This is a genomic window from Microbacterium sp. Leaf161 (assembly GCF_001423645.1).
Lineage (GTDB): Bacteria > Actinomycetota > Actinomycetes > Actinomycetales > Microbacteriaceae > Microbacterium > Microbacterium forte.
In genome coordinates this window covers 2,001,785-2,014,836 of record NZ_LMOW01000001.1, presented here as the reverse complement: position 1 = coordinate 2,014,836, position 13,052 = coordinate 2,001,785, and the positions used below count along the sequence as shown (strand labels likewise).

Annotated in this window: 15 protein-coding genes; 9 read left to right on the top strand and 6 right to left on the bottom strand. The window is 67.3% G+C overall.

Going from position 1 to position 13,052, the window contains the following annotated elements; translation table 11 throughout:
• Nucleotides 1–2: 2 nt before the first annotated feature.
• The 4 genes from ASF87_RS09700 to ASF87_RS09685 are packed head-to-tail and all read right to left on the bottom strand — an operon-like array spanning nt 3 to nt 3,807.
• Nucleotides 3–758, bottom strand: coding sequence for an iron ABC transporter ATP-binding protein (locus tag ASF87_RS09700; RefSeq protein WP_056375671.1), 756 nt, complete (start codon nt 756–758; stop codon nt 3–5).
• Entirely contained in the window at nt 755–1,780 is a 1,026-nt protein-coding gene (locus ASF87_RS09695) for an iron chelate uptake ABC transporter family permease subunit (protein ID WP_056375670.1), read from the bottom strand. Before ASF87_RS09695 ends, ASF87_RS09700 begins: the two co-directional genes overlap by 4 nt.
• Nucleotides 1,773–2,762 carry an iron chelate uptake ABC transporter family permease subunit gene (locus ASF87_RS09690; RefSeq protein WP_056375669.1) on the bottom strand — a complete coding sequence of 330 codons (990 nt, stop codon included), beginning with the start codon at nt 2,760–2,762 and terminating at the stop codon, nt 1,773–1,775. Before ASF87_RS09690 ends, ASF87_RS09695 begins: the two co-directional genes overlap by 8 nt.
• 52 nt (nt 2,763–2,814) lie before the next feature.
• Nucleotides 2,815–3,807, bottom strand: a complete 993-nt coding sequence (locus tag ASF87_RS09685; protein ID WP_056375668.1) for a siderophore ABC transporter substrate-binding protein — start codon at nt 3,805–3,807, stop codon at nt 2,815–2,817.
• A 102-nt stretch (nt 3,808–3,909) separates the two neighbouring features.
• Here ASF87_RS09685 and ASF87_RS09680 point away from each other — a divergent pair, with 102 nt between their 5' ends.
• From ASF87_RS09680 to ASF87_RS09660, 5 genes are all read left to right on the top strand, one after another.
• Nucleotides 3,910–4,677 (top strand): siderophore-interacting protein, encoded by a 768-nt coding sequence (locus ASF87_RS09680; RefSeq protein WP_056375667.1) that lies wholly within the window; start codon nt 3,910–3,912, stop codon nt 4,675–4,677.
• Nucleotides 4,678–4,710: 33 nt separating this feature from the next.
• Entirely contained in the window at nt 4,711–5,115 is a 405-nt protein-coding gene (locus ASF87_RS09675) for a VOC family protein (protein ID WP_056375666.1), read from the top strand.
• A 276-nt stretch (nt 5,116–5,391) separates the two neighbouring features.
• Nucleotides 5,392–6,561, top strand: coding sequence for an RtcB family protein (locus tag ASF87_RS09670; protein WP_056375665.1), 1,170 nt, complete (start codon nt 5,392–5,394; stop codon nt 6,559–6,561).
• Nucleotides 6,562–6,718: 157 nt separating this feature from the next.
• A complete protein-coding gene (locus tag ASF87_RS09665; protein ID WP_056376442.1) occupies nt 6,719–6,976 on the top strand; it encodes a hypothetical protein in 258 nt (85 codons plus the stop codon).
• A gap of 17 nt (nt 6,977–6,993) precedes the next feature.
• The gene (locus ASF87_RS09660) at nt 6,994–7,809 is read left to right on the top strand and encodes an acyl-CoA thioester hydrolase/BAAT C-terminal domain-containing protein (protein WP_056375664.1); all 816 of its coding nucleotides are present in this window, start codon (nt 6,994–6,996) and stop codon (nt 7,807–7,809) included.
• Between the two features lie 2 nt (nt 7,810–7,811).
• On the opposite strand, the gene ASF87_RS09655 is transcribed toward ASF87_RS09660, so the two are convergent.
• Both ASF87_RS09655 and ASF87_RS09650 read right to left on the bottom strand, forming a co-directional pair.
• A complete protein-coding gene (locus tag ASF87_RS09655) occupies nt 7,812–9,266 on the bottom strand; it encodes an MFS transporter (protein WP_056375663.1) in 1,455 nt (484 codons plus the stop codon).
• Nucleotides 9,267–9,324: 58 nt separating this feature from the next.
• Nucleotides 9,325–10,668, bottom strand: a complete 1,344-nt coding sequence (locus tag ASF87_RS09650; protein WP_056375662.1) for a M20/M25/M40 family metallo-hydrolase — start codon at nt 10,666–10,668, stop codon at nt 9,325–9,327.
• A gap of 98 nt (nt 10,669–10,766) precedes the next feature.
• On the opposite strand from ASF87_RS09650, the gene ASF87_RS09645 reads away from it, so the two are divergent.
• From ASF87_RS09645 to ASF87_RS09630, 4 genes are all read left to right on the top strand, one after another.
• Nucleotides 10,767–11,777 carry an FUSC family protein gene (locus ASF87_RS09645; protein WP_056375661.1) on the top strand — a complete coding sequence of 337 codons (1,011 nt, stop codon included), beginning with the start codon at nt 10,767–10,769 and terminating at the stop codon, nt 11,775–11,777.
• Between the two features lie 38 nt (nt 11,778–11,815).
• On the top strand, nt 11,816–12,214 hold the full coding sequence (locus tag ASF87_RS09640; protein ID WP_056375660.1) for a DUF1801 domain-containing protein: 399 nt from the start codon (nt 11,816–11,818) through the stop codon (nt 12,212–12,214).
• 62 nt (nt 12,215–12,276) lie between these two features.
• On the top strand, nt 12,277–12,543 hold the full coding sequence (locus ASF87_RS09635; protein WP_056375659.1) for a thioredoxin domain-containing protein: 267 nt from the start codon (nt 12,277–12,279) through the stop codon (nt 12,541–12,543).
• A gap of 95 nt (nt 12,544–12,638) precedes the next feature.
• Nucleotides 12,639–13,049, top strand: a complete 411-nt coding sequence (locus tag ASF87_RS09630) for a VOC family protein (protein WP_056375658.1) — start codon at nt 12,639–12,641, stop codon at nt 13,047–13,049.
• Nucleotides 13,050–13,052: the final 3 nt, after the last annotated feature.

The following is a 13,052-nucleotide window of genomic DNA, read 5'->3' as shown; positions in this document are numbered from 1 at the left end:
CATCAGTAGTAGACGGCGAGAGGACCGGAGGGCCCCTCGACCACCTGCACGGACGTGTCGAACACGCGGGTGAGCACCTCACCGGTCATGATCGCGGAGGGAGGGCCGAACTCCACCACCTCACCGTCTTTCATGGCACAGATATGGTCGGCGTAATGACCTGCGAAGTTGATGTCGTGCAGGACGATGACGATCGTGCGCCCGAGCTCTTCAGCCGCACGACGCAGGTGCTTCATCATCTGCACGGCATACTTCATGTCGAGGTTGTTGAGCGGCTCGTCGAGCAGCACGAACTCGGTGTCCTGCGCCAGAACCATCGCGACGTAGGCTCGCTGCCGCTGGCCTCCGGAGAGCTCGTCGAGGTAGCGCCCTTCCAGGTCGCCGAGGTCGAGGAAGTCGATCGCCCTGCTGATGATCTCCTCGTCAGCGCGGGTCAAGCGGCCCTGCGAGTGCGGGAAGCGCCCGAAACCGACGAGCTGGCGCACGGTGAGCCGCGTGACGAAGTGGTTCTCCTGGCGGAGCACCGAGACGATCTTGGCGAGGTCCTTCGACTTCGTGGTCGCGACGTCGTATCCGGCGATCTCGATCGCCCCGGCGTCCATGCCGCCGAGCCGACCGATCATCGTCAGCAGCGTCGACTTGCCCGCGCCGTTGGGACCGATCAGCGCCGTGATGCCCCCGGCGGGGATCCGGAGATCCACGGGGCCGATCGCGACCTGGTCGCTGTAGTCGCGGCGGGCGCCCTCGAGTGTGATCACAGCCTGCCCTTTCTGAGGATGACGATGAGGAAGACGGTTCCGCCGACGAGCTCGATGAGGATCGAGACCATCCCCTGCGCGTAGAAGACGTTCTTCATGACGAAATAGGCCCCGGCGAGGATCGTGAAGGCCGTGAGCACGGCCACCGGGAAGATGAGTCGATGATCGTACGTGTCGGCGAACTGGTACGCGAGAGTCGCGACGAGGAATCCGAGGAACGTCATCGGACCGACCAGCGCGGTCGATGTCGCCATCAGCACGGCGACGAGGAAGAGCACGATGAAGAGCTCGCGCTTGTGGTCGAGGCCGAGCGAACGCGACACGTCGGGCCCGAGCGCGAGCAGGTTCAGCCTCCGGGACCTCATCCAGAGCAGCGCCGAGGCCGCGATGCACAGCGGAATGGCGAGCGGCAGGTACGACGCGTCGGCGTTCGAGACGTTGCCGAACAGTCGCGCCGCGAGCACGTCGAACTCGCTGGGCGTGAGCAGCCGCTGCATGAAGGTCGAGATCGCTCCGAGACCGCCGCCGATGATGATCCCGATGAGCAGCATGATCTGCAGGTTGCCGTAGCGCCCGGACAGCAGCCATCCGTAGAGCGCCATCGCAAGCCCCACCATGATGACGACCTGCAGGCCGAACTGCCAGACGCCCTGGATCGCCACGAGACCGGCGACGCCGAACAGATACACCGTGGTGGTCTGCACGACGCGATACAGCGACTCGAATCCCATGATCGACGGCGTGATGATGCGGTTGTTGGTGACCGTCTGGAAGCTCACGGTGGCGATCGCCTGCGCCACGGCGACCACGGCCATCACGGTCACGTTCGTCACGCGCAGCTTCGCGATGCGCCAGAATCCGGGTGATCCGATCGGCATCGGGTTCTCCCACGCGAGCAGAGCGAAGGCGAAGGCCACGGACAGGGCGACGAGGATGCCGAGCACGATGACATATCGCCGTCGTGCGCGCGGAGTCGTGAAGGATCCGGAGCTGCGGGTGCCGGCCGCGATCGCCTCAGCCACGACGACGCTGCCTCAGCAGGAGCAGGATGAAGACGATCGCGCCGACGATGCCGAGGATCAGCGACACCGGCACCTCGAACGGCATGATGATCGTCCGTCCGATGATGTCGCAGACGGTGACGATCGCGATGCCGAGCAGGCAGACCCACGGCAGGTTGCTGCGCAGATCGTCGCCGCGGACCATCGAGACGATGTTCGGCACGATCAGCCCGAGGAAGGGAAGGTTGCCGACGATGACCGTGACCACCCCCGTGGTGACGGCGATGAGCACTGTTCCGAGCAGGATCACCCGGTTGTAGTCGACCCCGACGTTCGTCGCGATCTCCTCCCCCAGCCCGGCGATCGTGAGACGGTCGGCGACGACGAACACGACGACTCCGACGATCGCCACGATCCAGAGCATCTCGTACTGCCCTCGGAGCACCGATGTGAAGCTGCCCGCGAACCAGACGCCGATGGCCTGCAGCGAGTCGGTCACGAGTGCGAAGTAGGTCGACACCGATCCGACGACGGCACCCAGCATGATGCCGACGATCGGGACGATGAGAGACGACTTCAGCGAGACGCGGCGCAGGAAGGCGAAGAACACCATGGTGCCGATGAAGGCCGCGATGATGGCGCCTGCCATCCTCAGCGGGATCGAGGGGTTCGGCACGAGCACCATGACCGTCAGCAGACCGAGGCCCGCCCATTCGGTGGTGCCGGTGGTGGTCGGCTCGACGAAGCGGTTCTGAGTGAGGAGCTGCATCACCAGCCCCGCCATCGCCATGGCGGCGCCCGCGAGGACGAGGGCTATCGTGCGCGGGACCCGGGTGATCTGGAACATCTCGGCACCGTCGGCGGCTCCCGCGATGTCGTAGACGCCTGTGAACAGGGACACGACGAGAAGTGCGAGGACGACGAGGATGCCGACGAGGAGCTTGACGTCGAAGAGCCGCCCGACAGACCGGGGCGGCTCGGTGGAGAACGCGGTGCGAGACATCGTGAGACGCCGGCCGGCGGCATCCGCCCTCGAGCGGATGCCGCCGAGCGGACTACTTCTGGGCGGCCTCGAGGGCGTCGGCGAGGTCGTTCAGGAACGTCGTGTACGTCTGGATGCCCTCGTTGAGGTACGTGTCGGTGGGCATGTAGACGATCTGCTCGTCAGCGACTGCCGTGACGCCGGCGAGCGCCTCGGAGCTCTCGAGGATCTCGGATGCCTGCACGTAGTCGGGGGTCTCTGCGGCGAACACGGCGTCGCGGTCGAGCACGAGAAGCCAGTCGGGGTTCGAGGCGGCGATCGCCTCGACCGAGATGTCGTCGCCCTGATGGTCGTCGGAGGCATCGGCGACCTCGAGCGCCGGGGTCAGGCCGAGGATGTCATAGATCGGTCCGAGCGAGCGGCCCACGGTCGGTGCCAGATATCCGATCTCGCCGCCCGAGGTGTTCACGGCCATGACGGTGTCGGCGTCGTCATAGGCGGCCTTCGCCCGCTCCACCGCCGCGTCGAAATCGTCGACCAGTGACTGCGCCTCGTCCTGCTTGCCGAAGATCTCGCCGAGCACGGTCACCTGTCGTTTGAGCTCGTCGTCGAAGGGCTCGCCCTCGCGAGGCTCGAGATCGATGATCGTCGCCTCAGGCACGAGTTCGGCGACGGCCTCGTTGTGCTGCGTGAAGCGCTGTCCGCTGATGATGAGGTCGGGTTCGACGGCGACGATCGCCTCGAGGTCGGGCTCGCTGTGCAGGCCGATGTCGACGATCGAGTCGTCGTCGAGGTACGACACCGTGTCGGGCATGAGCGCGACCGCACCGGCCGAGAGCTCGACTCCCCAGTCGGAGAGCGTCTGGAACGTGCGGTTGTCCAGTGCGACGACGGATGCGGGAGGCGTGGCGATCTCGTGCGATCCGGTGTTGTCCTCGATCGTGACCGAGTCGGCGGCCGGCGCGGTTTCGGCCGGCTCGGCTTCGGCTCCGGAGGCGCAGCCGGCGAGGGCGAGAAGGCCGACGAGACCGACGCTCGTGGCGCTGAGGATTCTGGGCATGGACATGGAGAGACTCCTGTTCTGCGGTGGTGAGTGCGCGCGGGCGGCGCAGGACAGGTGGAGTTAGGCTCCCCTAACTCCACCTCCAAGATAGGTTAGCCTTACTTTATGAGCGATACGAAATCCGGCTTCTCCATCGAGCGCCGAGGCCTCGATCTGCGCTTCCGCACCGTCACGCTGAGCGCCCGGGAATGGCTGGCACCCGACTTCGTGCGTGTGCGCCTCACGGGCGGCGACCTCGAGGGCTTCGACTCCCCGGGCTCCGACGACCACATGCGTCTGTTCTTCCCCTCCGGCCCGGTGGGATCGGTCGAGGAGATGCGGGCTGCACCGAGTCGTGAGTACACACCTCTGGCCTGGGGCGCGGACTGGTTGGACGTCGAGTTCGCTGTGCACGGCGACTCGGGTGTCGCAGCCCCCTGGGCGGCGACTGCTGCTCTCGGGTCATCGATCGGCGTCGGCGGGCCCCGCGGGTCGGCGGTGCTGAACGGCACCCCCGGCTCCTGGCTGCTCGTCGGAGACGAGACGGCCATCCCCGCCATCCGACGTTTCGCGGCGCTGATCCCCGCCGGCGTCGCCGCTCGAATCGTGGTCGAGACGGTCTCGGCCGGGCGTGAGATCGACATCGAAGCCCCTGTCGACATCGAATGGCTGCATCGCGGCGATGCTCCCTCTGGCTCCGCGCTCATCGCGTTCCTCGACGACCTGGCAGCGGAAGATGCGATCGGCGACGACCCGTTCGTCTTCATCGCGGCCGAACAGTCGATCGTCAAACCGGGGCGCGCGTTGCTGGACCGCTGGGGCATCGACTCCGCGAACGCCGTGGTCAAGGGCTATTGGAAGCGCGGCGAAGCCGAGTACCACGCGCCGCACTAGTGCAGCGCGTGCCTCGACTGGAAGACTGAACGCATGGCACTTCTGGATCATCTGGGAATCACCGTCGACGACCTCGAACGGGGCAGAGCCCAGTTCCACCCCGTGCTCATGGCGCTCGGCTACGAGAGCGGCGGCGAAGACGACCATTCCATCTCATGGAACAACGGCGACGAGACAGAGATCATCCTGTACGCATGGGATGAGGACTCCGGCCCTCACCGCCACGGCCGGGTCGGCTGGCAGCACATCGCGTTCGCCATGCCCTCGCGCGATGAGGTGGATCGCCTGCATGCAGTGGCGCTCGATGCCGGATGGACGGCCGTCCGAGACCCGAAGGAGTATCCGCGGTACACCGACCGCTACTACGCCTCCTTCGTCGAGGACGCCGACGGCATCCGCGTCGAGTTCATGCACAACCCCCCGCACGATTCCGCTTGACTCCCGGGCGTGTCGCGCCCTAGTGTGGCAAAGCTGTGCCGATCGCGCACAGCATTCACGCCGAGGAGACGACGGATGACCGCCCTGCGGAACTTCCCCTTCGCCGCGGTCTTGCCGCTTCAGCAGAAGCGCAATGACCGCTACGAGTCGTACCCTCCGGCGCGCGCCATGTGACAGCATCCGCTGTTCTCATGCCCCGCACCGTCAGGTTCGGGGCATTTCCGTTTCTCACGAGACTCCCGACCTGTGGCTGAACATCACACAAGGAAAGGAATCATGGAGAGGCTCTCCACACGGCTGCTCTCGTGGGCGTCGATGATCGATGAGAAGACACTCGATCAGGCGCACACCACCGCGCGCATGCCGTTCATCCACCCGCACGTGGCTCTGATGCCCGATGCGCACCTCGGCAAGGGAGCGACGGTCGGCTCGGTCATCCCGACGCTCGGCGCGATCATCCCCGCCGCAGTCGGTGTCGACATCGGCTGCGGCATGATCGCGGTTCGCACCCAGTTCACGAAGGGTGACCTCGCCGGTCGCGATCTCGCCGAGGTGCGCGAGCAGATCGAGCGCGCGATCCCGCTGTCGGCGGGGCGCTACAACAACAAGATCGTCGCGAGTGCCGAACCGCGCATCGCAGAGCTCGAGACGCTCGCTGAGCAGAGCGAGTTTGACCCTGAGAAGTACGCCAGGAACTGGCGACTGCAGCTCGGAACGCTCGGCTCCGGCAACCACTTCATCGAGGTGTCGGTGGACGAGCTCGACCGCGTGTGGCTCTTCCTGCACTCGGGTTCTCGAGGCGTCGGCAACCGGATCGCCGGTCACCACATCGCCGTCGCGCAGCGGCTGGCGAAGCAGTGGTGGATCGAGCTGCCCGACCCCGACCTCGCGTACCTCGTCGAAGGCACTCCCGAGTTCACCCGGTACATCCGCGAGCTGCGGTGGGCCCAGCACTTCGCGCTGCTCAACCGCGAGGAGATGATGGACCGGGTCGCACGGCAGGTATCGGAGTTTCTCGGCGCCCCGGTCGACGAGCAGGAGCGCATCAACTGCCACCACAACTTCACCGAGTCGGAGAAGCACTACGGCAAGCAGGTGTGGGTGTCGAGAAAGGGCGCGATCCAGGCGGATGCCGGTCGCCCCGGACTCATCCCGGGCTCGATGGGCACCGCGTCGTACGTGGTCGAGGGCCTCGGCGACCCGCAGTCGCTGAACTCGTCACCGCACGGCGCCGGCCGGGAGTACTCGCGGTCGGCGGCTCGGCGCACGTTCTCGCACGAGCAGCTGCGTGAGGCGATGGAGGGGATCGAGTTCCGCGACACGAGCGCCTTCATCGATGAGATCCCGCAGGCGTACAAGCCGATCGATCAGGTGATGACGGATGCCGCGAGCCTGGTCGAGATCAGGCACACGCTGCGTCAGCTCGTCAACGTCAAGGGCGACTGAGCACGGGGGTGGGCGAGTGATGAGGAATCCCCGCCCACCCCTCCTGCACGACCACCCTGCAACTCGCAGTTCCTCACACTGCTCGGGATGACGGTATACAGCGACCACGATTCCGCTGCTCGACGTGGAACGATGCGAGGATGACATGGTGCACCTCATGACCGACGCTCAGATCTGGACCATGATCGGGTGTTTCACCGCGCTCATGTTCGGCATGCTGACCGTCGTCTCCACACTGTTCATCCGGGTCGTCCGCACCGAGATCGGTGGCCTCCGCAACGAGATGAACGCCCAGATCGGGGGCCTCCGCGGCGAGATGAACGCCCGCTTCGACACCGTGAACACGCGCATCGACGGACTCGACCGCGACATGCAGGCCGTGGTCAAGCGCTCGTTCGGGCTCGACCGCGACTGACATCGGCCCACCACAACATGCCTTCGTCCATCGCCTCGGATGACGTCTACGACGCATTCCCCGAGCGACCCTGCGGCGCAGCGGTGCTGCTGCTCGCGGGTTCGAGTGGGCGCCTCGAGTCCGCTCGCGCCGATCTGCTCAGCCATCGCGGCGCTCGGGTGCGCGCGATCCGCTGGTTCGGCGGCATCGGCCAGCGACCGGCGCCCCATGAGGTCCCGATCGAGATGTTCATCGATCAGATCGAGCTGCTGCGACGAGATCACGATCGCGTGGCGATCTTCGGAACGTCGTTCGGCGCCGAGGCGGCCCTCGTCACCGCTTCCACCGTCGAGATCGAGGCGACCATCGCCGTCTCCCCGTCGTCCGTCGTCTGGTCCGGGCTGGCGGAGGGCCGCTGGTCCTCGCACTGGACTCTGGGTGGTTCTCCGCTGCCGGCGGTCGTGTTCGACCCGGCATGGACGCCGATGAGCGATCCGCCGGAGTACCTCTCGCTGTACTCGACGAGCCTGACCCTCGACCCGGCACTCACTGCGGCGGCGACGATCCCAGTCGAGCGGATCTCCGGCGATCTGCTGCTGATCGCCGGAGGCGACGACCGCGTCTGGCCGAGCGCCGCGTTCACGACGGCGATCTCACAGCGCCGCCATGCCCATGGCAGCGGCACGACGATCGTCCAGCATCCGGATGCAGGGCATCGTCTGCTCCTGCCCGGCGAGGCCCCCGCGGCCGGCGGCGTGCACATGGCTCGGGGCGGCACACCGCGCGCGGATGCAGCGCTCGGCGCGCACGCCTGGCCTCAGATCTCCCGGGTTCTCGGCCTCGATCCCAGCTGACGTCAGGCGATCGGCGTGGCGACGGCCTCGGCATCCGTCCGGTCGGTGAAAGCCTCTTTCGGAACGAAGACGAGGATCGCGGCGGCGACGAGCGCCGTCACGCCGCAGACCACCCAGACCGTGACGTAGCCGGCGAATGACCCTGCGGTGCCCTCGACCGCTCCGCTCACGCCGTTGAGCAGTGCGATCCCGAAGATGCACGAGGCGATCGCTCCGCCGACCGTCTTGACCGAGTTGGTGAGTCCCGTCGCCACACCGGTCTGCGTCGCGGGAGCCGCCGACGCAGCCGCCGCGGGGAGAGCCGCCACGAGAGCGCCGGAGCCGAGTCCGACGATGACCATGTTGGTCACCACCTGCACATAGGAGTCATGGAAAGGCAGGAACAGCAGGAACCCGATGCCGACGAGCAGAGACGCGCCCATGAGAGTGATCCGCGGGCTCACCAGTCGAGCGACGAGCGGGAACAGCAGCGCACCTGCGATCATCGCGATCAGATACAGCCCGATGATCAGCGACGTCGCGAAACCCGTCGTTCCGAGCCCATAGCCGTAGACACCCGGATCGGTGCGCGCGAACGTCGACAGCGGCGCCTGGGCCCCGAGCACGCTCACTCCGAACAGGCCGGCGGTGAGGAACACAGGCCCGAGGGCCGGTGAGCGGAACATGCGCACGTCGATGAGAGGGTCATCGCAGCGCAGCTCCCAGAGCACGAACGGGATGACCAGCAGGAGGCCGAGCACGACCACCGCCCATGACCAGGGGTTGACGAGTCCGCCCTCGAGACGGAGCAGGCTCAGCCCGCCGGTGAAGCAGATCAGGGCGAGCGAGATCAGCACGACGCCGACCGTGTCGAACACGCCGCCGGTCGGATCGGGCGACTCCTTCACCCCGAACAGGATCACGAAGAAGCAGACGACGATCAGCACCGCGGGAATGAGGAGCACGACCGTCAGCGGGAGGACATCGATCAGCGCGCCGCCGACGAGAGCACCGATGATCGCGCCGCCTTCGAGCGCCGCCACCAGCAGCCCTGCCGCTTTCGCCGTGATCGAGGAGCGTCCCTCCATCCGGCGGGAGCGCGACCAGATGAGCGCGATCTCGAGCGGCAGCCAGACGACGTAGAAGCCCATGAGCGTCCAGCCGATCAGGAACACGGGGAACGAGTCCGTGAACGGCAGCACGAGTGCCGCGGCGGCGGTCAGCGCCGTCGAGATCAACAGCATCCGCTTGTGCCCGACCATGTCGCCGAGCTTCGCGAACGCCGGCACGACGAGAGCCGAGAGCATGAGCTGCGTGCCCTCGAGCCAGTTCACGTCGGCGTCGTGGATTCCCAGATGCCGCGCGATGTCGGTGAGCATGGGCGTGTAATAGCCCTGCAGCACGCCGCTGGTGAACTCGACGAAGGCGAGGAAGCCGACGACGGTGGCGAGGGTTCCCAGAGTGCGGGTGCGCGTCATCGCGGCTCCTCGGTGAAAGGGCTGACTCGGGCGCCGAGACGCCCTCGAAGGGGTGAGATCACCCTAGCCGCTCGAGGAGAGCCCGATGGAACCGCTCTCCCCGCTCGAGCGCAGCGATCTCGACGTTCTCATCGACGCCATGGATCGACGCCCGCTGCGCGTTCGACATGTCGAGCGGTGCGAAGCGGTAGACGGCCGGCGCGAAACGGTGGAAGTGGCGAGAGTCCGTCGCCGCCATCATCACGTACGGCACGGCGGGGACTCCGGGGTGCGAGACCGCGAGCGCGTCGGCGAGCACCGCGAACTGGGCGTTGTCCGTCGCAGATTCGGGCGACGGTTCGCTCGCCTCCTCGACGGTGACCGCGACCAGCGGATCCCGGATGCGCCGACGCACCCGCAGCACCGTCTGCTGCGTCGTCTCGCCCAGAGCGATGCGCAGATTCACGGTCGCCGACGCCTGTGAGGGGAGGACGTTCGCCGCCGTGCCACCCGACTGCATCGTCGGAGCCACGGTCGTGCGCACGAGAGCGGCGGGCTCGCCGCCGAGCGCGGCGAACAGCTGACCGGTCAGCAGCGGCGCGGATCCGAGCAGGCGCAGCAGATGTCTCGCGGGGCCTGGCGTCTGAGCGCCGAGTTGCGACAGCATCCTCCCGATCGCCTTCGAGGGCCGCGGTCGGAACGTCCGGGGCCCGAGCCGATCGACGGCTCTCGCCACCCTCCGGACGGCGGTCAGAGAGGGAGGCGCCGACGCGTGGCCACCCTCGCCGCGCGCCGAGAGGGTCAGGGTCATCACACCCTTCTCCCCGACGCCGATCATCGCCGCTCGGCCCGGTACGAAAGGCAGTGGGGCGTCGACGACCGCGCCGCCTTCGTCGACCACGAGCCACGGGATGATGCCGCGCTCGCGCAGCACCCGCGCGATCTCCTCGGCCGCTCGACCGAAGGTCTCTTCATTGCCTCCGAATGAGAGGTAGACGTCTCGCGCGGGGACGAACCCGTCGGCGAGCAGATTCTCGACCGCCTCGAGCACGACGATCAGCGGACCCTTGTCGTCGAGAGCCCCGCGCCCGTAGACCACCCCGTCGGCGATGACGCCCTCGAACGGAGGATGCGTCCATGCATCGCTCTCATCCACCGGTACGACGTCGTAGTGCGCCATCAGCACGACCGGCCCGTCGGCCTCAGCATCTCTGCCCGACCAGCGGAAGAGCAGCCCGAAATCTGTATGCCGTTCGAACGTGAGGTGCTCGTGGACGAGCGGATAGAGGTCGGCGATCAACGCGACGAACGCCTCGAACGGGTCGGATCCGCGTTCCTCCAGCTCCGCCGACACGGTCGGCAGCTGGATCATCTGCGAGAGGCGTTCGGCGATTCCGGGGCGCGGTTCTGTCACGTCGGCCATCGTAGCGCCGGGCTCGTTGCCTCCCACCCGCACTCCGGACGCACCGGAACGGCTCAGCCGCGTCCCGCGGGTCCTCGGCACCACGAGACAATAGAAGGATGAGCCTGTTCGCCCTGGCGCCCAAGCGCGGTCCGCGCTGGCACCTCGCCACCCAGGCGGCGCTGGGCATCGCGGTGCCGATCGCCGTCATGACCATGATCGGTCAGCCCTCGCTCGGCTACATCGCGGCGTCGGGCGCATTCACGGTCCTCTTCGCCGGCACCGCTCCTGTGGTCGAACGGGCCAGGATCCTGCCCTTCGTCGCCGCGGGTCTGATCGCCAGCGCCGCACTCGGAGTCGCTGCCTCCGCGAGCGCCTGGCTCGTGAGCATCGGCGTCGTGGTCGTCGCGGTCGTCAGCGCGGCTCTGGCGTTCGGTTTCCGGCTCGGTCCACCGGGGCCCCTCTTCTTCGTGCTGGTCTTCGGCCTCTCGGCTCATGTGATCGTCAGTTCACCGATCGCACCGATGGTCTACATCGCCGCGCTCGCGGCGGGATGCGTGTTCTCCTATCTGATCGCGATGGCACCGCTTCTGCTCCCCCGTGCGCGTTCGGTCTCGGCCAGGCCGCTGCGTGAGCTGCTGCCGGGGCCCGCGTTCACGGCCGATTCACGCATGCTGCTGATCCGGGTCGCGATCGTCGCGATCATCGGCGTGCTGCTCGGGCTGGTGATCGACCCGACTCGCACGTACTGGATCGTCGGATCGGCCGTCGCCGTGATCGGCGTGGCAGCCGCCCGCCGCGCCGCCGTGCAACGCGGACTGCACCGCATGCTCGGGACCGTCGTCGGCGCGGGGGTCTACGCGCTTCTCGCCCTGCTGCATCCGTCGGGTCTCTGGCTGGCGCTGCTTCTCGGCGCCCTGCAGTTCACGATCGAGCTCGTGGTGGTGCGCCACTACGCACTCGCGCTCGTCTTCATCACGCCGCTCGTGCTGCTGCTGACGGGCGCCGCGACCGGCGAGATCGGTTCGATGGACGTCGCGTGGGAACGTATCGTCGACACCCTCGTCGGCGCCGCGCTCGGCGCGCTCTCGGGGCTGCTGCATCCTCGCGCCACCGCGTCGCGCGCCTGACCCTCGACGGCGGCCGCCGCACGGGCCATACTCGCACCATGACCCGCGCGCCCGAGATCGACGACTACCACCGGAGACTCAGCCCCGAAGATCGCGAGATCTGCGAGCGCCTCGCCGACGAGATCGACCGGGGGCTTCCCGAGGCGGCCGCCAAGGTGTGGCACGCGCACCCCGTCTGGTTCCTCGACGGCAATCCGATCGTGGGATACGACCGGTTGAAGGATGCCGTGCGACTGATGTTCTGGAGTGGCCAGTCGTTCGCCGAGCCTGGACTCGTCGCGTCCGGATCGTTCGAGGCGGCCGAGGCGAGGTTCGTCGACGTCTCGGAGATCGACACCCACCGTCTCGCCGTCTGGCTGTCGGAGTCACGGGTCGTGCAGTGGGACTACGAGCACATCCGCACGAATCGGGGCCTCGTCAAGCGCACCGAGTTCTGACCTCGATCCGGGAACACGACGGGCCGGCGCCGGGTTGCACATCGAGAGACGAGAGGAGCGCGATGGAACTCACACTGGTCACATCCGCGTTCTGCGGCGCCTGCTCGCGAACCCGTGCGGTCGTGGCTGATGCGGTGCGCTACCTTCCCGATGCGACCGTCACAGAGATCGACGTCGCATCGGAGCCGGATGCGGCGGAGGCGCTCGACATCCGGTTCACCCCCACGGTCATCATCCGCGATGCCGCGGGTGCGGAGGTCTTCCGGGCAGAAGGCGTGCCGACGGTGCCTCAGGTGCTGACCGCGGCGGTGAAGGCGCTCCCCGGCTGAGCGAAGGCGCCGCTCTTGCGTATGTCCGACCCCCGGCGCAGAATGAGCCCCAGCGGGGCCGACGAGGGCCCTGCCTGACATAGCTGGGGGCAGTCATGGCAACACTCAATCCGTATCTCTCGTTCCGCACCGAAGCGAGACAGGCGATGGAGTTCTATCAGGGCATCCTCGGCGGGGACCTCGAGATCACCGTGTTCGGCGAGTTCCCCGACATGGTGCAGAACCCCGATCAGAACGACCTCGTGATGCACGCGCAGCTCACCACGCCCGACGGCCTGGTGCTGATGGCGTCGGACACCCCCGACGGCATTCCGTTCGAGCCGCCGCAGGGGTTCTCGGTCTCACTGAGCGGCAATACGCAGGAGAAGACGCAGCAGGTCTGGGATGCGCTGTCCGACGGCGCGGCGATCACTATGCCGCTCGACGCTGCGCCGTGGGGCGGCAGTTTCGGGATGCTCATCGATCGATTCGGGATTCCATGGATGCTGCACGGCGACCCCGAGTGAGTC